The following is a 21,500-nucleotide window of genomic DNA, read 5'->3' as shown; positions in this document are numbered from 1 at the left end:
CTCCTATCTGTTTTGTAGTCCGATCCACTATTTTTAAGCGAAAATAATGGCGATTTATTATTTATTGAACTTTATATATTTTTTTAGTTTAAGAATTTGCCATTTTGGTAAGTTCATTAGTTTAATTTTAAGTGAAAAGAAAAAACATTTTAAAGTTTGTTAGTTTATTAGGTATTGGTTCATTTGTGATGTTGGCTGCAGCTAGTTGTACTTCAGCAACTACACCAACACCTAACCCTCCTAGTAATGGTGGTGGTATGATGGGCGACAATCCTAATCCAGGGAACACCACACCAGAACAACAATTAGCAGCTGCTAGAAAAACGCTAACCGACCTACTTGGTACAGAAAATACCAACGTTGCCTTGTATGCTGATTATGCCAAAATTCAAAGTACTTTAAGCACTGCTTATATGACAGCTAAAACTGCATCAGAAAATACAAGTGCAACTTTAGATAATTTAAGATCTGCATCAACTACACTACAAGCAGCTATTGATAAAGCTACTAGTGATAAACGTGCATTTGATAGTGCTAATCAACCTTTAGTAACTGCATATAATAATTTAAAAACTACACTACAATCTAAAACTACTAGTTTAGAAGGATTATCTGAAAATAAATATAGTAGTATTAAAAAACATGTAAGCGAAATGTTTGATGCAGGTAGTGCAATAACAGCTAGAACATTAGATCCTACTAATGGTGAAAGACCTACTTTAGAGAAAGTGAACGAAGCTAACAATAGCATTAAAATGGCTATTAGTCCTGAATCGTTGAAGAACTGAAAAGATAATGCAGATAAATTTAACGATTTTGAGAAAAAACCGTTGTCTAAAACTCAATTATCTGCAGGAGAGGATTCAGCTCATAATCAAGAACAACCGGCAAACTGAAGTTTTGCAGGTTATAGTGTTGATATAACAACTGGTTCTGCTAGTAATTCGCAAAATCTACCGAACTGAAATTTTGCTCAAAGAAAAGTTTGAACATCTGAGGCTGCTAGAAATAATGGTTCTATCGATTTAGTAGCTAACCCTACAGTTCCAACGGATGTATCATGAATTTACAGTTTAACCGGGCAAGGTACTAAATACACATTAGAGTTTACTTATTATGGTCCATCAACGGCATTTTTATATTTCCCTTATAAGTTAGTTAAAAGTGCCGACTCTAGTTCAGTAGCTCTTCAATACAATTTAAATAATACTAGTCCAAAATTAATCAATTTTCAACCAGTTAGAACAGAACCTGCAAATGCTGATTCGACTACTAATGAAACTACAACTACAGATAGCAGTGAAAATAGATCATCTTCTGAAACTTTAGTTGCTGATGAAGCTACATCTACGAATAACGAAATGAATCCTACTCCAACTGTAGCTGATATTAATATAGCTAAGGTTACTTTATCTAATTTAAATTTTGGGACTAACACAATTGAATTTAGTGTTCCGACAACCGCTAAGGAGGGTACTTCTAAAGTTGCTCCAATGATTGGTAATATGTATATTACTTCAAACGATCAGAACCAAAGAAAAATTTATAATGAGATCTTTGGAAATACAAGTAATGGCTCTACATCAGTTACTGTTGATCTATTAAAAGGATACAGTCTTGCTTCTGGTTGATCAACATATGTTGGAGAATTTAAACGACTAACTGGAGCAAATCAAACAGCTTCAGATTCACAAACAAGAAAGCCAAGTTATTTAGTAGGATTTATTGCAGGACATGGACAAAGAACTGTTGATAATGTTAGTAATATAATTAGAAACCCGTCAATAGAAGGACAACAAAGAACCCTTGCAATCTACATAAATGCACCTGTAGAAGGAGAGTATTATATAAGCGGATCTTACCTTACAAATGTAGCTAGAGATTTAAAATTTTCTACAGGCGAAACTAATAATGTTCTTACAATAACTGGTTTAAGACAAGATAATTGACAAACCTTAGGAAAATTTGATACATCGACAATGATGACAGGTATTACTGTTACTCAAGGTAGTAATAACAAAACAACTTTAAAATTAAAATCAGGATTAAATAAAGTTGTGATTACAGGGGGAACAGCAAATAATACCGACACTCCTGACATTGGTAATTTAACTTTTAAGTTAATGACTACAACTCCTAATTCTGAAACTAACACACCTGCTGAAAGAACTTCTACTGAACATGCAAAATAAAATTCTTATAGTTATAAGACGCTAAGTTGGTTAGGTTATTCAAGATTTAAACATCAGATTAGTCTGATGTTTTTTTCTTTACCAAAAAAGAAAACAAAATACCTAACTAAATTAAAAAACAAATTCAAAACTACTAGCTTATCATCCATACAAAAACAAAAACCCATTCAGGAACACCTGAATGGGTTAAATAATAGTTAATCAAATAATGGTGCCGAATACGAGAATCGAACTTGTCTTTGATGCTTACCATGCATCTGTTTTGCCACTAAACTAATTCGGCGCTAATTAATTTTGATAATTAATTATAACTAATTTAACTTTAGATAAGATTTAGTTTTTAAGCTTAACTAGGATTTCTATTTTAAGCAACTTGTTTTCTTAAGTTAGTACCCACCTTTTAGCTTAAACAAAACCAAAACAAGATAACTAGTTAATCACAACCACCAGCCCAAGATTTATGAGGTATTTATCTTCCTTAAATTATATAGAGAAGGAAAATTTAACCAGAAAACATCTGATAAATTGAAGCTAAATTAACGATCAAAATATTAATAATATATCTAATATTATTAAGAAAAAAAGCCAAGCAAAACCCCTTGAAAAGCGATTTTTTCAACATTATAATAATGACACGATCAACCATATGATTACAAGTATGAAAATCAAAAAAATCGCAAAAAATATTTTATTAGGTAGTTTAGCAACACTACCACTAATTGGTGTCTCAGCTGGTTTAATGGTTAATAAAACTAGTACTAACACCAACTACAATCTAACTAACCAAGCAGTTAGTTTAGTTGAAGATTCTACTAATCAAGACCAACCACTAAAAAAATGAAGTAACGACCTATCTAAATATAAGAAGATCGATAACGATCAAACCTTATTCTTAGGTAAGAACTACATTAGATTAAATAATACAGTTGTCTTTGATCATGAGCAAAGAAAACTAGTCCAACAAACAACAGTAGGTGTTTATGATTCGTTAAACAACGAATTACAAGCAATCACTTTAACAAATGATTATAAACACCTATACTTTGTTGATGATAATGATCCAACCAAAGGATTTGTTGCTACAGACGATCTACACAATGCGATTTATTACCCGATTGATTTAAATACTGGTTTAATCGACCAAGAGCATGGTTGAGCCATCACCACCCAAAGACCAGCTAGTAATGTTGCAGCTTATCTTTCAACCCAGGGTGATGAACAAAACGATCTAGTTAGAAATGCTAGGATCGTTAGCTTTAGTGTTGATAATAACCAACTGAAAGCGGTTGTTTATAACCAAAATGGTAGTTTTGTTGTTCAAAACATCCCAGCAATCAACAAAGCATTTAATAATATCCAGATCGTTAAATCTTATTCAATTAATGGTTCATTATTTACAGGGATTAACTTCTATGATGTTGATAACCAACTAGTAGGTTCACAGATCATTAATATCAAAAATGGCACGTATGTTCCTGGTGGTGCTAGTTTTGATATTAACCGTCAGATTAATGCAATGGTTTATGACGCTGATCATAATGCGATCTATGTTCAATATTACTTTAGCAATGATAACACCACAAGAATGTGGTATTATTCAGTATCACCAATCGACCAATTTGGTCAGATTGGTACGATCCCAAATGAGAATTACTTCTCAGATCTAATCTTTATTAAAGGTGAGGGTATTGTTGGGGTGAATAAACAAAAAAGTAATCTAACCCTATACCCGTTTGAAAAAGACCGGATCTTAACAGCACCAACGTTTAAAGATGTTGCTTCAAGTTATACGAACGACTTCTTTAAACAGAATAATGATAAGATTACCAATCTAGTCTTTGATCAAAAAGACCAAACGTTCTCGGTCTTTTATAATAGCAACATCTACACAGATGGTTTGGTTAAATTTAGTTTAGCTGATTTTAAGAACAAATCAGATCTATACACAGATGTAGTGCCCATCTATGTTGATGAGGTTAAACTAATTGATGAGATGAACGCTAGTGCTTATCAAAGTAGTTTTGCATCAGTTTATGCTAAAACTCAAAGTCAACATGACTTTGATCAGTTCTTAGTAATCCCTGAGTTTTATAAGAAACTTGAAAACCAATCAAAGATTAATCAAGATAATTATTGAAACCTATCTTATCAAGCCGATGAGAATTTAGGTACGATCAATCTACAGATTAAGTTATTGTATGAACAAAAACAACTTAATCTGTTAGATCGGAACTTATTTGGGTTTGAACAAGTTAATGCTAGTGATATTAAAGTTAATTACAATAAGAACTCACCACTATTAGATAAAACACCAACTGAGATCAAACGGTTATTAGATGATTCTAGAACGGTGTTAGAAACTAAACAAGCGATCTTTGATCTGTACGGGTTTGATCCTAAATATAAACAACTACCTTATGATGTTCAGATCAAAGATAGTTCAGTTTTAGGGAATATAACTTTTATCTTTAAGTTCTTAACGATTAAAGATAATAGTATCCAAGCTAACTTTAAAAAAGATGATCTAGTGACTCAAGCTGCTATTGTCTCACCAACTGTAAGTAATAACTTCTTAACGTTTGATCAAAACTTTAAGTTATCAATTGAACGGTGGTTTATTCCGGTTGTGATTATTGCTTTAGTCGTTTTACTGTTAATTGCTTCAGCATTGATCTACTTCTTATTGATCCAAAGAAAGTACCCAAGATTATTGGCTACAATTAAACAAAAACTAACAGCACAAGCAATTGATCAACCCCAAGAAGAGTTAGCAAAAACTGTTTCAATTAATGATCATTTATTGATGAGTAAAAAAGCTGAAGAAGTTCAAGTAGAGAAAGTTAACTTATCAAACAAGTTTAAAAAGTTTAGATTAAAGAAAACTAATCAAGAAGTTAGTTCTTTACCTGAAGAGTTAACCCATAAAAATGAACTAAATGATCAACCGACTTCACCATCAACTAAAAAACAAGCAACGATCGATCTCTTCCACCAAAAGATGGCAAAAGATGAATTAAGTTGAAATCCCGAAATTAAATTAACAAAACGGATTCAATAATCTATAAAATAATCTAAAATATATATATTATGGCAAAAATCAAATCATTAAGTGCTGCTGAATACCTTAAAGAAATGGCAGACGAAACTAACCTTAAGGTTCAAGATATCCGTTTAGTTGTTACTTCTTTACAAAAAGTATTAGCTAAAGAACTAGCTACTACTGGTGAAGTAAGATTATTTGATATTGGTAAGTTCAAATTAGTTGCAACTAAACCTCGAACTGGAATCAACCCTAAAACCAAACAAAAGATTCAGATCCCAGCAGGGAAGAAAATCAAACTAACTGTTTCAAAGATCTTAACTGATGCAGTAGATTCGCACAAATAGTTAATAAAGATCTTATATAATACTTTTAATGAGGCGATCATTAAAAGTATTTGTTTTTTATAATAAGATTTATGGTATCAAATTACAACGAAAAACATATTAAAGTACTTAAAGGGCTAGAACCAGTTAGAAAACGCCCAGGGATGTACATCGGATCAACTGATACTCGTGGGTTGCATCACTTAGTATGGGAATTGTTTGATAATGCTGTTGATGAAGCCTTAAATGGGTCGGCTAACAAGATTGAAGTCGTGCACAAAAAAGACGGTTCAATCATTGTTACTGATAATGGCAGGGGGATTCCGGTTGGTAAAAATTTAGCTACCAACCTATCAACAGTTGATACGGTGTATACCGTGCTGCATGCTGGTGGGAAATTTGATGACCAAGCTTATAAGGTCTCAGGGGGTTTACATGGTGTGGGTGCTTCTGTGGTTAATGCGTTGTCAAGAAAGTTAATTGTTACCGTGCACCGTGATGGTGGAATGTATGAATCGATCTACCAAGATGGTGGGAAGATTATCCAACCCCTAAAAAAGATGGGAAGTAGTACCAAACACGGCACAATCATTCAGTTCTGACCTGATCCTACGATCTTTAAAAATATCCAATTTAACCCTTATATGATTAAAGAACGGTTACACGAATCATCGTTCTTATTTAAGGGTTTAAAGATCGTTTTTGTTGATGAGAATAACCCTGAACTATCTCAAACATTTATTGCCAAAGACGGAATCTTAGAATACTTAAAATATGTTAATGAAAATAAAAAAACGATCTCAAAGATTATCCCTTTTAAAGGTGATTATGAAAAGATCGTAGTTGATGGTTGTTTTCAATACACTGATAATGAATCTGAACTAATTATTTCATTTGCTAACTCAGTAAAAACCTCTGAAGGTGGAAGTCATGAGAATGGTTTCAAGCAAGCAATGCTTGAAACAATTAATGATTATTCTAAGAAATATAAGTTAATCAACAACAAAGATAAGGGGTTTGATTGGAGTGATCTTAAAGAAGGGTTAAGTGTGGTTTTAAGTGTCCAAGTCCCTGAGAAGATCATTGCTTATGAAGGTCAGACAAAAAACAAGTTATTTACCCAAGAAGTTAAGGTGGCTGTTGCTAAGATCTTAACTCAACAACTGTTTTATTTTTTAGAAGAAAACCAAGCTGATGCTAAGCAGTTAATCGAACGGTTTAAACTGATTAAAGAAGCTAAAAAAGCTAAAGAGAACACCAAAAAACTCAAGAGTGCTAAATCTGAACGGGTGTTGTATGGTAAACTAACCCCAGCTCAACAAAAAAACCCATTACAAAACGAGATCTTTTTAGTCGAAGGTGATTCAGCTGGTGGGACTGCTAAATCAGGTCGAGACAAACGGTTTCAAGCAATCTTACCTTTAAGAGGTAAGGTGGTGAACGTGGAAAAATCACGGTTACAAGATCTCTTAAAAAACGAAGAGATCTTATCAATCATTAGCTGTTTAGGTTGTGGGATTGGCAACAACTTTAATATTAAAAACCTAAAGTACCACAAGATCATTATTATGACCGATGCTGATACAGATGGTGCTCACATCCAAGTATTATTATTAACGTTCTTTTATCGTTATATGAAAGAACTAATCGAACAAGGTAAGGTATATATTGCTTTAGCACCACTTTATAAGATTAGTGCTAAAAACTCAAACAAATCAGCCTTTGCTTGGGATGATTACCAACTCGATGAACTAAGAACTAAGTATGGTTCATACGAAGTCCAACGTTATAAAGGACTTGGTGAGATGAACTCAGAACAGTTATGGACAACAACGATGGATCCATCTAAACGCCAACTAATCCAAGTCTCAATTCAAAACGCTGCCCAAGCTGAACGGAAGGTTAGTATCTTAATGGGTGATGATGCCTCAATTAGAAAAAATTGAATCAACGAAAACGTTGATTTTAGTATTGAAGAATAATGGATAAGAAAAAGGTATTTCAAAAAGATCTTGATGATATCATGTCACTTAGCTTTGGTCGGTATGCTAAGTACATTATTCAAGAACGGGCGTTGCCTGATATCAGAGATGGATTAAAACCCGTCCAAAGACGGGTTTTGTATGGGATGTACAATCTAGGATTGTACTACAATAAGTCTTATCGTAAATCAGCTGCGACCGTTGGTGAAGTAATCGGGAAGTTCCACCCTCATGGTGATTCATCGATCTATGAAGCTTTAGTAAGAATGACCCAAAGTTGGAAGAACAATATTCCCTTGATTGATATGCAAGGGAATAATGGTTCGATCGATGGGGATAATGCTGCTGCGATGAGATATACTGAAGCTAGATTATCACATTATGGTAATCTAATGCTTGAGAATATTAACAAAGAGACCGTTAACTTTGTTAATAACTTTGATGATAGTGAAGTTGAACCCACGATCTTACCTAGTTTATTACCTAACTTACTCGTTAATGGTTCAACTGGGATTGCTGCTGGGTATGCAACTAATATCCCACCATTTAACTTAAAAGAGTTAATTGATGTGATTATCCACAGGATTGATTCACCTAACTGTAAGTTAGAATCAATCCTTAAACTAATGCCAGGACCAGATTTTCCCACTGGTGGGATCATTCTTGATGATGATGGGATCAAGAATGCTTATCTTACTGGTAAGGGTAAGATCGTGATTCGAGCTAAGATTGTTAATGAGAACGATCAATTAGTTGTTACTGATATTCCGTTTGAAACGAATAAGGCAAGTATTATTCGTTCGATTGAAGAGATCTTAGAAGCAAACAAACTTCCCCAACTAGAAGAAGTTAGAGATGAATCTGACCGGTTTGGGATTAGGGTTGTTTTGCAAACTAACACCAAAGATGAAAAGGTGTTAGCAACGATTAAAAACTACCTATACAAATACACCCAACTACAGATCAATTACAGCTTTAACAACGTTGTAATTGATCAGAAAAAACCGATCCAAATGTCGATCTTTAACTATTTGGATAGTTATTTAAACCACGCTTATACGATCTTAAGAAACGCGATTAGTTTTGATCTTAAAAAAGATCAAAAACGCCTAGAAGTGATCAACGGGTTGATTAAAGCTACTAGTATTATTGATCAGATTATCTTGATCATTAAAAAATCTAAAGATAAGCAAGATGCGATCAATAATCTGATCAATAAGTATCAGTTTTCAGCAATCCAAGCTGAAGCGATCGTTTCTTTAAGATTGTATCGGTTAACTAATACTGATATCTTAGCTTTAAAAGAAGAAAAGAAGAGTTTAGATACTAATATCAAACAGTATCAGTTATTATTAAAAGATCAAAACGCTTTAAACGATCATCTTAAAGAAATCTTAAGATCTTATAAGAAGTTATTTAACACCAAAAGAAGATCGACTATTGGTGGTAATATTGAAAAGTTAGTGATCAATGAAGCTTCGATCATTGAAAAGAAAGAATTATATTTAGTCAGTTCAGTTGATGGGTTGATCAAAACGATTGCTTATGATCAAAATAAGCAATTAAACCCAACTAGTTTAAAGATCAAACAAGATGATTATTTAAGTGATCTAATCAAAGTTAGTTCACTTAATAAGGTGGCTTTTATTACGAACTATGGTAATGTGGTTGTGATTAATGCCCATAAGATTAAGCAAGCTAAACCACGTGAGATTGGGATGGATATTAATGAACTAACCACGATTAAAGATAATGAAAAGATCGTCAAACTAGTTGAGTTATCAGATCAGAATGATCGGATCGTTTTAGTTAGTAAGTATGGGATGATTAAACAGATCAGTGTTAATGATCTAGTTAATATCAAATCGACTAAACCAACAACTTGTATGAGTCTAAAAGATGATGATGAGCTGGTGTGTGCTAATCTGATTAGTGATCCTAATGCTGAACTGATCATCATTACCAAAAATGCTTACGCATTAAGATTTTTTATCAATGAAGTTAATCTAACTGGACTTAAATCAATGGGGGTGAGAGCAATTAAACTTAAAACCAATGATCAAGTAATTGGTTTTGATCAGATTAAAAACTCAATTGACCAGTTAGTTTTAGTTAAAAACAAGCAGATTAAAAAACTCAAAGTTTCATTGATTGAAAACCAATCACGAGCCAATCAAGGTAAGAGCTTAGGGCTTGGTAAGGATAAAAAACCACTAGTAAATGGTTATTTATTAAACACAAAAAAAGCTGCATTATACGGTTTTAATCGTGATAATGAATTAGTTAATCTAGAATTAAACCAGATCATGGTGGGTAATTTATCATCTGAATATCATAATTGAAAAGATGAATTCAAGGGTTTTTTCTTAAATAAGCTAAATTATGAATAAAAAGTGTGTTGGTTGTGGTAACTATTTATCAACTGATCCTAATGATCTAGGATATTGTCTTGACATCAGCAAGTTTGAGTTGTGTAAACGTTGTTTTCAGTTTAAACACTACAAAAAGATCGATCAAAAACTAACTGTTAAAAAAGCCGATATCGAAAACTATCTAAACAGTTTAGTTTTAGATAACTATTGCGTTTTTTATCTGGTTGATCCCACGAACTTTATCTTTGATCTAGAGATGATCAAGCGCTCAATGAATGCTAACCAGTTTTATCTGATCTTTAATAAGATCGATTATTTAGCTAAAAAGAATAATCTATCCGTGATTAAATCACGGTTAGTTGATAACTTCAAAGATCATGGGATTAACTTTAGTCCTAACCAAATCTTATTTAATTCGATCTATCTAACTTATGACCTAAGAAAGATCGATCGCTTAATGAAAAAAGCTTATGAAAAACGTAAGAAAGCGATCTTTCTTGGTCAATCAAATGTTGGCAAATCTTCATTAATTAATAAGTTATTAAAACTAAATAATATTGATAAAAAACTAGCCCTTACCACCTCACCTTACTTAAATACTACCCTACAGATTAACCAGATTAAAAGGCGGGACTTTTGTTTACTTGACACCCCTGGGTATTTAGATCAGACGAACGGTTTTTTTGATCTTGTTCCTAGAAGAATCAAACGATTAGTCTCTTACCAGTGAAAAAACCCAGTCACTTACCAGATTACTTCTAATCAGATCTTTTATTGCGAAGACTTTTTTAAACTAAAAGTCTATCTAAAAAAAGATACTACTAAAACCTCGATTACGTTCTATTGTCCTACAGCACTAAGGATCCATCGCACTTCAAGTAAGAACGAACAGTCAATCGATCAAAAACTAACCCAGATCTTTAGTGATCTTAAAACGTTTAGTTATCTTAATAACGATCAAACAAATACGTATCAGATCACACTTAATCAAGATAACTTATTAGTTAATGGAGTTTGCTTAATCAAGTTTAATAAAGGGATTGATAAAGTTGAACTTTATCAAAAAGATAAAGTTCATACGTATTTGTTAAAAACTGCCTTAATATAAATTAACAATGAAAAAGATAATCATTTTTGGTGGAAGTTTTAATCCAATTCATAATGGCCATGTCAATATTGCAACCAAAGCGTTAGAACAGATTAAAGCTGATCGAATTTATTTTGTACCAACCTATAAATCAACGTTTAAACAAGCATTTAATATTAGTGATATTCATCGAAAAAAGATGATTCAAAATATCATTAAACTTAATGATCGGTTTCATTTTAATTGGTATGAACTTAATATCCAAAATGAGAAGAGTTATCTTACTGTTAAGTATTTTAAAAAGAAGTTTGCTAATGCTCAAATCTACTTTTTAATCGGTAGTGATAATCTCGAGAAGTTTCATCTCTGAGATGAAGCTGAGATGATGGCAAAAGATTGCCAGATGTTGTATTATCTTAGGGATAATCAGTTTAGTGATCATGAAAATATTAAGAAATTTAATTTCTTAAAAATCGATGGGGATAATTATCAGATCTCATCAACCAAGATTAGAAATGGCACACAAGTTATTGGTTGTGTCAGTGATAAAAACCTGGCTTATATCAACGAGCATGGGTTATATATTAATGATCGTTTAAAACATTTTTTAAGATCAGATGAACGGTTTGAGCACTGTTTAAGGGTTGGTCAGCTGGCTAGAAAACTAGCACAGTATAATTATCCCAATCTTGCTCAAAAAGCTTATATTGCGGGTTGTTATCACGATTTAGCTAAAGAGTTAGATGAAAAAACGATGTTAAGTTATCGGGATCAGTTTGATCCTAAACTGTTCCCAGAGCCTTATAAGAAAGATTTAAATTATCGAGTTTTACATGGTTATGTTGGCGCTTGAATCTTAGAGCATCAATTTGGTTATGACGATCGTGAACTAATTAATTCAATCTATTATCACACGATTATCAATGATGATCCCACACCATTAGATAAGATCGTATATTTAGCTGATAAGTTAGAACCAGATCGGGTTAAACAAGAGATTAATCGTTATTTTAAGATTAATAAAGCCAAAGCTTTGGCTTTTAAGAACATTCATCAAGCATTTAAATTAACACACGATGAAATTAGGAAATATCTTCAACTTAGTCAAAAACAAGAATCATAAACCAACCAAACGTTATGTAGTTGTTGCTGCAATGAGTCAAGAAGTTGAAGCAATTATTAAAAAGTATCACTACCAAAAAGAACGTGATTCAATTTTTATTTACAGTTCACCAGAATTAACTGATGTTGATCTAGCAATTAGTGGTATTGGTAAAGCTAATGCAGCAAGTTGCATTCAAAATATTCTTGACCTAAATTGTTATAAACAGATTATTAATATTGGTATAGCTGGTAGTTTAAACCCAAAATTAAAACCAGCCCAACTAGTTGAAGTTAATAAGCTGATCTATGGTGATGTTGATGTCACCTATTTTAATTATCAGTTTGGTCAGATCCCCAAATTACCTGAAAGTTATAGTTTAAAATCTGGTGAATTTACTTGTGTTAGTACAGATAGTTTTATTAGTAAGTTTAATTATCAAGAGATTGTTCAAAAATTAAATCAACCCATAGATCTATTTGAGATGGAGGCTTGCGCTATAGCTCAAGTGTGCCATCTTAATAATTTTAAAAACCTTAAGGTTTACAAAGTAGTATCTGATTATATTCAACTAAATGAATCACATAATCCATTATCTGATGAGTTTAGTGAATATGTTTTAGATAAGGTTGATTTTAGATTTAAAGTCTATGATCAAAAAACTAATCAAGAACTTCTTGTTAGCCGTGAAGAATTAGTTAATCACGCTTATCAAACTATCTTCAATTGGTTTGAAGATAAATTTGATCACAAAAGTTAGTGATTTTTATTTAAAAATAAATTTGGCTAGTTTAGGCTTTTTTTAAATTTTAGCCTTACAGTTTAAATTTAAGTTTAGTTTTTTTTACTAAATTTACCGCATTTTTTAAACATTTTAGTAATAGGTATAACAAAGAAAGTTGCTAATTTGTTGAAAAATACTATTAACAAAAATCGAAACTTTTTTAAGAAATTTACTGATCATAAATTCAAAATAATCCTTTAATGTATAAGAAGATAAAATGAGAATAAAAGACATCTATAAAATTGTTAATGTCACTAGAAGGAAATTAGCCATCTTGCTACTATTTTTAGGCACAATTATTTTTGCTAGTTTATCTATTTTGATTTTAATGAATCAAACAACAGCTAATGGGCAGAATAACTACATAATTTACGATAAAAACAAATTTAAAATTCCGCTATTTTTACCGCTGATTTTCTTTATTTTAGTTTCTGTAATTGCATTATTTATTCTAGTGTCAGGTAAAGAAAGTTATCAGTTTGGTGATAAACTTTTAAGTCGAAAATTTTAATTAAAGGAATATTTTTATTAATTGAAATTGTTCAACTATTTTCTTGGATAATCTTCTTGCTGTTTTTAATTACTTATTTTTACCCGATTAATAAAAATCTTACGCAAATTTATCAAGAACAAGTAGCTAAAGCAGATTTTGCTAACAAATCAATTCGTTCTGGTTTAGCATCTTTTATCAAAATCAACAATAACTTCTTTGCTGATCTTAAACTTTCACTATTAAGTTATGCAACTATCTTACCCTATTTTTATAACAAGGATTCATTAACTTTTTGAAACATAATTTATGTAAGTTTATATCTTGCTTTGTTACTTCCTTATTTAAAACTGAGTAGCTTTAAATCTAAGCTAAGAGTTTTGTCATTAGTTCCATTTTTAGGACTAATTTTAAATTAATTAACTCTAACCAACCAAATCAGTTAAATTTAGAAAACGAGCGTAAAACTGACTTAAGATGGTATCAAAAACTGTTACTTTTAAACCAAGTTGTTTTTAAGATCAAATTAAGATTTATAATTATTTATTTAACCTTAATCTACATTGGATCTATGGTTGGGTTTATAGCTTTTTGATCATATATCTCATTAACTGATGTGTTTAGTTATCTGATTAAACCTTCAGATACAGTTGATGATGCTTATTCATTAATTTATCAAAGCCTTTCTAGCAACGAACATATTTTATTGTTTGATACAATGAAAAATTTTGTTCTTACTTTGTTAGTTGCTATATCCATTATGTTTCTCATAGGAATAGTTATAGATAATGACACTTTTCTTTTTGCTAATGCTATTAGAAAAACTAAGGTTAGATTAGTAATTATTTTAGTAATAATTGAACTGGTTCAAGTACTATTTATCTTTTTTGCGTGAAAATACTTTAGCAGCTTTGGTTATCCAAGTGATCAGTTTGACATAAACGATTAAGTTTCTACAACCTGAGCTCAACTTACTTATAGTGGTGGTTTTTACATCTCTACAATCCCAAGTGCAATATTATGAGCAAATTTATTATTTGCTAGCTTTTATTTAAATTGGTTGTTACTTTATTTAAAATCTGGAATCTATTCTAGATGGACCAAAATCGTGATCTTAATTCCTTTTGCTTGAATCTTCTTTATTAAAAAACAAGTTCTTAGTAGAACTGAAAATAAACAAGAGCAATTAGAACAAAGATCAGGTAATTAATCCTCGTAAAAATTTAGGTTAAATTCTCTTCATTAGCGTGGATAAATTAAGTTAGAAATAACTAATAAAGAGTTATTGGTTAAACGAAATTACCTATAATTCTCGCCTCTTATAACAAAAAATTTATGTCAAATTTTTCATGAGTTTAAACTCGCTAATCTCTATAAATATTTATGGAAAATTTATTTTAGGTGAAATTTTAAGATAAAATATCTTAATGAAGAATTGAATTTATGAATAAACAATTTGGATCTAACAACGAACAAGAAGATAAGTTTGATTTAAAAACTGATCAATCAAATCAGATTAACGAACAAAAAGAAAATAATCATCAAGCTGATGATTATACTTTCGATTATATTCAAACAAATAAGAGCTCTAGTCAAAGCAATTTAGTTAACCAACAAGAAGAGAAAAATGAACTTCTTAACAAGAGTGCGCCGATTCAAAAAGTTGAGACTAATCTACAAGAACTTAAAGCTGACACTCCTAAAGTAGAAGATCAAAAAACTTCAGCACCAGTAGAAAAAAATGAAATTAAACCCCAAGAGCAAAAGGTTGATTCTAAACTAGAAGCAGAGCCTGGTGCAACCAATTTTGAAAATCAAAAAGCTGATGCTGAAACTCAAGATCAAAAAGCTGAATCTAAAGCTGAAGAACAAATAGAAAAAACTCAAGATACAAAAGCTGTTAAAGAGATTCCTGCATTAGATGAAAAAACTTTATTAAGTATTAAAAAATTATTAGATCAATCTAATGTAGCATTAGTTCCTGTCCCTAGTGCCTTTAACAACTATACAAATAACACACAACAAGCAGCAGATGATAAATATCATCTGAATTATGCAAATGTTACTGTTGATCCAATTAATAACTTCTATCAAAAGATCGTAGATTCAGTTAACCCATTAGTCGATGATTATATTAAATCACTTGTTAATGAAAACCATGAACCGCTAAAACAACAACAAGTGTTGATAACTGAATCTGAGAATATTGAAAAAAACATGAAGAACCTTTATAAAACCCAAAAGATTTTGGGTCGTAAGGTGGCTAATGTTTTTATCATCATCTCATTCTTCTTAATTTTTGGTTTAGGATTAATTCCAATCTTTTTAAAAAATAAAAAGATTATTAAAGAGTTTGATTCTTATAGAACGATAAGACAAAATGAATTAGATCAATTATGATGAGCAAGCTATAGTTTAAGTCTTCAGTTTGCTTCACGACTAAACTTTAATGAGATGCTTAAGTTTATTACAAATAAACTTAATCTAGGGTTTAGTAATTACTGTTCACAAGATACTTATCAATTTATAAGTCACTGTATGGACAACTTCTTAAACCTACATAGTACATTCAACTTTAAATATAAAAATACTGAGATCACAGATTGTGTGGCTACATATAAAGAATGAAGGATGGTAACAACTTCGAATGCGATCCAAGTTCCTTATATCGACTTTGAAACTTACACAACTTCAAATGGACAACTAGCAACTAGAAGAGTAACTCGCTATGAAACATTAGTTGGTTACCATAATGAAAAAACACCGTTTTTTGATGATAAGCACTTCCAGATACTAAAAACTAATTTTAAACCAGAGTTCAATTTCACAACCAACCTAAAAACAAAATCTGATAAGACTAAGATTAAAAACTTCATCATGTTTGAAAACAAAGAGTTTTCAAAAAAGATGCGCATTACTAATGATAAGAACGAAATTAGTGCTGAACTATTAGAGTTCTTTACGATTAAATCTCAAGAAGACTACTTAAAGTGAGCTAAAGAATTAAACCACGAATTTAATATCACCAAAAACGGTCGTTATTTAATTAATGATTATATTGATTCAGCTTCTGAATTAGATTCACTAACCCAACCACCTAAAAAAGCAAGTAAGAAGCATTTAGAAAACCCTTTATATGATTACAGTTCATTAGATCTAAATGTGGCTTATCATATTAATAAGTTCAGTTTAAAACATTTAGTATCTAATAAAAAACAAACGGTTAGTGAACTAATTGAGATCTTTAAACAAACAGCTAAATATTATCTTAGTGACTGAGCTGAACAAGTAACCCCATTCTTATTATCTCCAGTAATCAACCGGGAATGATATTCATCAGATCATAATTATAAGATTGCTAATTCTGGTATTTTTGATGATAACGAATCAACAAAAGTACAACCAAGCTATAGTTATCTATTATCAAAAGTTTATCAGAATGATCTAGTTTACTTTAATCAGAATAAAGCTTCAACTAAAAGTTGGTTTGAGATCAACCAACTTGATCTTGAAAACCACTTCTTAAAATATAAGATTACCCATAAATCATATCGTGCTGTTAAAGAGATTGATTATGTTGTTGTAGTCGGAGTTCATGTTGGTGCTCAAACGATCCCTGTGCCTTATACAAGATACTACCCGATCTCTGAACCTAAAACGGTTTATTTTTTAGCTAAGAATCGAGCTAAGAATAACAATTTCATTATTAGTAATAAAAAATGGGATGGTTTTTTTGATCTAGCTCAAAAAGCTAATATCCCCATAATTAATCTTGATAAGATTAAGTTAAATCCCCACACCAGTATTGAGGTACAAAACCCTTATCAGTTTTTAAGTGATCCTAAAAACCAAGCTTATTTAGATCTATTAGAACAGATCCAAAATAACTGTAGTAATCAGATCCACGTTCAAGCTAATGATGATGGTTATTTCATCTTTGTTAATAGCGCTAAGCAAGAAGAGCTTGAACAAGAAAACTTTGTGAAGTCACTTGCTAAATTAAAAAACAATTTATTAGAATTAAGAGAGTTAGAAAATTAATAACAAAGATAAGATTATATGTTAGTAGATCCATCAAAACAAACTACTGAAGGGTTTAATCCCAACGTTGATAATAGCACGTTTAGTGCGCAAGCTTCATCTGGCGATGTTGCTTTATGATGGTTTTTATACTGTTTATCATGGTTAACAATCATTGGAGGAATCATTTTAACAGTTAAATGATACCAATGGGGTAATATGTTAAGAACCAAGCAAACTGAAATTAATCAAGCTGCTAGTGGTATTGATGTTAACTTAGTTAAGAGAAAAGATACTTTATTAAAGCTACTAGAACAAACTAAAGCTTACATGAAGTTTGAAAAAGGTACTCTTGAAAACATTACCAAATTACGTTCATTATCTAATGGGACAACTGATGTGAACAAAATGAATGATGCTGAAAATATTATTAACTCAGTATCACGTGATATCAATTTGCAGTTTGAAAACTACCCAAACCTAAAAGCATCTTCAATCGTGGCTGAACTAATGAGTAGTAGTCAATACATTGAAGCTGAAATCTCAGCAAGCAGAAGACTGTATAACACTAAAGTAACTGATTTCAACCAAGAGATCGTAAGTTTCCCTATTTCAGTTAAAGCTAAGAAAATGAATTGTCATTCATTACCATTGTTTGTTGCTTCAGTTGAAGCTAAACAAGATGTAAAAATGGATAGCTTATCTGATCTGTAAAAAAGCTCTAAATTACTTAAATTAAGTTGGTTATGAATTTACATAGATTAAATTCATAACCACATTTTTTTATTTTGTTTAAATACGAGCAACCTTAATTTTATTTAGTTGTTGTTTTTAAACAACTTTTATTTTAGATGGGTATATAATAAGGTTGCTTTAAATTTAATATAAATTTAATCTGTTTATAAGTTAAAAAAAGATTAAGGTAGTTTGATGAGAAGCTTAAATATTCTTACGAAAACGTGAGATTATGGAACTGCAATCACAGAATTTGGTGCAAATTTTGTTTTGGCGTTTTTAATCATGTTTGTTTTCGTGATTATTCGTAGTAAAAAGATCGAAAACAAATTAGTCATCAGTTCATTTTTTGTTTTTGTCGTTTTTATTAGCATAATCTCCACCTGAGCATGAGCAAGAGTTTTAATGGACTCATTTCCAATTGTTTATTTGAACCCAATCAATGTAATATTTGATGCAATTGTGCAGATGGTTAATTTACAAAACTCTAGTAATAGTCATTTAACCGATTCACTAAAAGGGCTTGGTTATATCTTACCAATGCAGTTAGTTGGAATTTTGAGTGGTTTTGTTTGCTTTTATATCTTTTATATCTTGATAACAAAAAGTAAACAAACATATATCAAAACAGTTGCTTTTAATCAGATCTTATTTAAAACCGATAATCAAAAAACGGTTTATTTTGCTTTTAAAGATTTTATTTTTATCTTAATTTATACGGCAGTTATTCCGATGATTAGTTTGATCAATCCTGTCGCTTCAGGATTAAGACGAATCGACTATCTAATAGTTAGTATGATCGTTTTATTCGTAATCATTTATTTATCATCGTTTTTTGAATTCTATACGTTTGATATCTTATTGTCGTTTGCTTTTGCAATCTTTTCAACATTCTTTTTATTAATTGACCAGAATAGCGACAAACAGACGATTAAAACTGAGCTAAAAAACACCTGATTGCATTTTTTAATTTCATTAATTATTACGTTGGTAATTGCAATAGTTCTTGCAATCATCGTTTATCAAATTTTTATCCAAGGACAACACCGTGTTACGATCTAAGAAATCAAAAATTATATGAACTTTATTTAAATCTTTTGCAGTAGTTATGAGCCCAATCGCTTTTACTACACTAGCTAGTTGTTATGCACCCAAAGACAATTCTAAACCACCACAAGATAATAATAAAGAACCAAAAATTGGGATAAATTTGGCTAGCTTTGATAAATTAAACAATGCTACTGATCTATTAGAATGAAAAGATCCTGAGTCAAAAACTTCAGAGATGGAAATTGGTAATATCTTAAAAAATAAGTTTATTAAGAATAATTTACAACTAAAAGTTGATCAAATTAAACAAATTCTAGCTGATGATTATAAAGTTAGCCAAAATGATTTAGCTAATTACAGCTTTGATATCAAGTACAATGAAGTGTTTTATGATCGCAACAATCCCGATCAGTTAGTAGTACCCACTGAAATATTAAGAAAAGTGCAATTATCAAATTTAACTTCTAGCAATCTATATCAAGGTCATGTATATAATCTTATCTTAGCTGGGTTTAAACCAGATAATAAGTATGCTCGATTTGATGAATATAAAAACAAAATTAAAGAGTTTAAAGCAGCCCATCCAATTCAAAAAGTTCATTTAGACAATCTTGATCTCGGGGATTTATTAGGATATTCGCAAGCAAAACTTAAGAGTTTAAAAATTGAGTTTAAAGATTTCAATAATTCTGATCTATATCAAGGTTTAAGTAATCAAGAAAAAATTGATCAAGCTAATACTTATAGTTCTAAGAAAACATTTACACCAAAATATAGTGCTTTTGTTAAAAGTGTAAAGATTTCAGATGATCTAAAAAAACTGCATTTCACAATAAGAATCGCATATGGTTTTAGTTCATATCAATGAAATAATGATTTTAATTCTTATGGTGAAGATCTGCAATTTGATCAAGATATTAATAAAGAGCTAAAGCTAACTGAACAAGATTATCAAAAAATTGCTTTAGCCAATCTTAATATTCAATTAGCTGATTTTTCATCAATCACCAACTACGATTTTGCCAACTTTAATGTTGATGATTTCTATCCATTTTCTAAAAATGAAAATTTAATTAAATTTAAAATAATTCAAGCAATTAACCCTTCAGTTCAAAATAAAAATGCAACATTTAAGGTCAAAACAAGTTCTGATCTACAACAACTTAACAACCTAGATTTAGAACAAATCTATGGGGTAAAAAAACATCTTAATCTGTTTAGTGATCCACAAGTTGATCAATCAACTAAGATCTATGATCTTCATACAGGTTTATTAGGTCAAGAACAACTATCTAAGATTAGTAGTGATCTATTTACATATTTAAATAATACGAATGCAATTGCTGGTGGTTATGCACAGATCAGAGGTTTTTATGCTAGCAATAAAACCCCAGCCCAACTTCATTTAGGCGAAGATATTTTAGTTAATGCTAACACCTTATTAAAATCACCGGTTGATGCTGATGTCGTTAGTGTGTTTGACCGCAAATCTGATAATATAGGTGCAGGTATTGGGACATCTGTGATTTTAAGAATTAAAGCAAAAGATCTAAGTAACATGATTGATCAAGGTGTTTATGAAGATTATTTTGCCTCTTCTGAATATGTTTATCTAGGTATTATTCATTTAGATGGTCAAAAAACACAAAACCAATTAAACCAGATCTTAAATAATCAAGCTAATGTGAATAGACAATTAAACTGAATCAATAAAAACCAAAAGGATTCTTATTTAGATATTACATTAGATAACCCGCTTAGTTTAAAAGCAAATGATGCGTTTGCTGTGGTAGGCGAATCTGATCAAAATGGTGGTTGATTACCTCATGCTCATATTGCTTTGATGGCTGATAGCAGTTTAATAACTGATCCTAACGGATATGTATATCCCGATCGAAATAATTACTTAAGTCCAAGAAATTTAGATCGAATTAACAATCCTGCTAAACGTCCTTTCTTCCAAGTACCAGGCGTTGCTTTTGGAATCGGATCAACAACTTATTATAAAACCGATCCTAACGCTAATGAGATAATGCAAGAAATTGATGGTAAACAAACCAAAGTTTTAGTTAATAATGATCCCTTCATTGATCAGAATATTAATATCCAAAGTTATGAAACCAGAGGTTTATTAGATCCAAACTTGCTTTTCCAATTTAGAAACCAAGATACTTACATTGCTAAACTAAGAGATTATTTCAAAGAATCGTTTCCAAACGAACCGAAATTACAAGAATAAAAACAGACCTGTTGAATTAACGTTCAACAGGTCTGTTTTTCATTTAAAAATCAAGCACTATGATCTTTAACTTAGCTATAA

The 21,500-nt window shown here is 30.9% G+C and carries 16 protein-coding genes and 1 tRNA gene; 16 read left to right on the top strand and 1 reads right to left on the bottom strand.

All coding sequences use genetic code 4. The features are described 5' to 3' along the window. The first annotated feature begins 131 nt into the window (after nucleotides 1–131). Nucleotides 132–2,192 (top strand): FIVAR domain-containing protein, encoded by a 2,061-nt coding sequence (locus D2833_RS02365; protein WP_011113669.1) that lies wholly within the window; start codon nucleotides 132–134, stop codon nucleotides 2,190–2,192. A gap of 209 nt (nucleotides 2,193–2,401) precedes the next feature. Here D2833_RS02365 and D2833_RS02360 read toward each other — a convergent pair. Next, nucleotides 2,402–2,475, bottom strand: a tRNA-Thr gene (locus D2833_RS02360). 363 nt (nucleotides 2,476–2,838) lie between these two features. Here D2833_RS02360 and D2833_RS02355 point away from each other — a divergent pair. From D2833_RS02355 to D2833_RS02295, 15 genes are all read left to right on the top strand, one after another. After that, nucleotides 2,839–5,250 (top strand): hypothetical protein, encoded by a 2,412-nt coding sequence (locus D2833_RS02355; protein WP_027333180.1) that lies wholly within the window; start codon nucleotides 2,839–2,841, stop codon nucleotides 5,248–5,250. Nucleotides 5,251–5,279: 29 nt separating this feature from the next. Next, nucleotides 5,280–5,579 (top strand): HU family DNA-binding protein, encoded by a 300-nt coding sequence (locus D2833_RS02350; protein WP_011113667.1) that lies wholly within the window; start codon nucleotides 5,280–5,282, stop codon nucleotides 5,577–5,579. A 71-nt stretch (nucleotides 5,580–5,650) separates the two neighbouring features. After that, the gene (gene parE / locus D2833_RS02345) at nucleotides 5,651–7,540 is read left to right on the top strand and encodes a DNA topoisomerase IV subunit B (RefSeq protein ID WP_027333179.1); all 1,890 of its coding nucleotides are present in this window, start codon (nucleotides 5,651–5,653) and stop codon (nucleotides 7,538–7,540) included. Next, nucleotides 7,540–9,930 (top strand): DNA topoisomerase IV subunit A, encoded by a 2,391-nt coding sequence (parC, locus tag D2833_RS02340; protein WP_011113665.1) that lies wholly within the window; start codon nucleotides 7,540–7,542, stop codon nucleotides 9,928–9,930. The genes parE and parC overlap by 1 nt, the downstream gene beginning before the upstream one ends. After that, a complete protein-coding gene (yqeH, locus tag D2833_RS02335) occupies nucleotides 9,923–11,020 on the top strand; it encodes a ribosome biogenesis GTPase YqeH (protein WP_011113664.1) in 1,098 nt (365 codons plus the stop codon). Before parC ends, yqeH begins: the two co-directional genes overlap by 8 nt. A gap of 7 nt (nucleotides 11,021–11,027) precedes the next feature. Further along, a complete protein-coding gene (locus D2833_RS02330) occupies nucleotides 11,028–12,122 on the top strand; it encodes a nicotinate-nucleotide adenylyltransferase (RefSeq protein ID WP_011113663.1) in 1,095 nt (364 codons plus the stop codon). After that, nucleotides 12,076–12,861 (top strand): 5'-methylthioadenosine/S-adenosylhomocysteine nucleosidase, encoded by a 786-nt coding sequence (locus D2833_RS02325; protein ID WP_011113662.1) that lies wholly within the window; start codon nucleotides 12,076–12,078, stop codon nucleotides 12,859–12,861. The genes D2833_RS02330 and D2833_RS02325 overlap by 47 nt, the downstream gene beginning before the upstream one ends. Nucleotides 12,862–13,102: 241 nt before the next feature. Further along, nucleotides 13,103–13,396 carry a hypothetical protein gene (locus D2833_RS02320; RefSeq protein ID WP_011113661.1) on the top strand — a complete coding sequence of 98 codons (294 nt, stop codon included), beginning with the start codon at nucleotides 13,103–13,105 and terminating at the stop codon, nucleotides 13,394–13,396. Nucleotides 13,397–13,452: 56 nt separating this feature from the next. Then, nucleotides 13,453–13,794: a hypothetical protein gene (locus D2833_RS04265; RefSeq protein ID WP_011113660.1), complete on the top strand. Its 342-nt coding sequence runs from the start codon at nucleotides 13,453–13,455 to the stop codon at nucleotides 13,792–13,794. Nucleotides 13,795–13,946: 152 nt separating this feature from the next. Further along, nucleotides 13,947–14,324, top strand: coding sequence for a hypothetical protein (locus tag D2833_RS04260; RefSeq protein WP_011113659.1), 378 nt, complete (start codon nucleotides 13,947–13,949; stop codon nucleotides 14,322–14,324). Nucleotides 14,325–14,435: 111 nt separating this feature from the next. Continuing rightward, a complete protein-coding gene (locus tag D2833_RS04085; RefSeq protein WP_011113658.1) occupies nucleotides 14,436–14,585 on the top strand; it encodes a hypothetical protein in 150 nt (49 codons plus the stop codon). Nucleotides 14,586–14,818: 233 nt separating this feature from the next. Next, on the top strand, nucleotides 14,819–17,416 hold the full coding sequence (locus D2833_RS02310; RefSeq protein WP_027333178.1) for a hypothetical protein: 2,598 nt from the start codon (nucleotides 14,819–14,821) through the stop codon (nucleotides 17,414–17,416). A gap of 18 nt (nucleotides 17,417–17,434) precedes the next feature. Next, nucleotides 17,435–18,109 carry a LemA family protein gene (locus D2833_RS02305; RefSeq protein WP_011113656.1) on the top strand — a complete coding sequence of 225 codons (675 nt, stop codon included), beginning with the start codon at nucleotides 17,435–17,437 and terminating at the stop codon, nucleotides 18,107–18,109. A gap of 213 nt (nucleotides 18,110–18,322) precedes the next feature. Further along, a complete protein-coding gene (locus D2833_RS02300; protein ID WP_011113655.1) occupies nucleotides 18,323–19,192 on the top strand; it encodes an MAG4940 family membrane protein in 870 nt (289 codons plus the stop codon). Then, nucleotides 19,137–21,419: an MSC_0775 family lipoprotein gene (locus tag D2833_RS02295; protein ID WP_011113654.1), complete on the top strand. Its 2,283-nt coding sequence runs from the start codon at nucleotides 19,137–19,139 to the stop codon at nucleotides 21,417–21,419. The genes D2833_RS02300 and D2833_RS02295 overlap by 56 nt, the downstream gene beginning before the upstream one ends. Nucleotides 21,420–21,500 lie beyond the last annotated feature (81 nt).

It is taken from the genome of Mycoplasmoides gallisepticum, from assembly GCF_900476085.1.
In the GTDB taxonomy this organism is placed as follows: domain Bacteria; phylum Bacillota_I; class Bacilli_A; order Mycoplasmatales; family Mycoplasmoidaceae; genus Mycoplasmoides; species Mycoplasmoides gallisepticum.
Note: the sequence above shows the minus strand (reverse complement) of the source record. Positions and strands in the feature narration are given on the sequence as shown.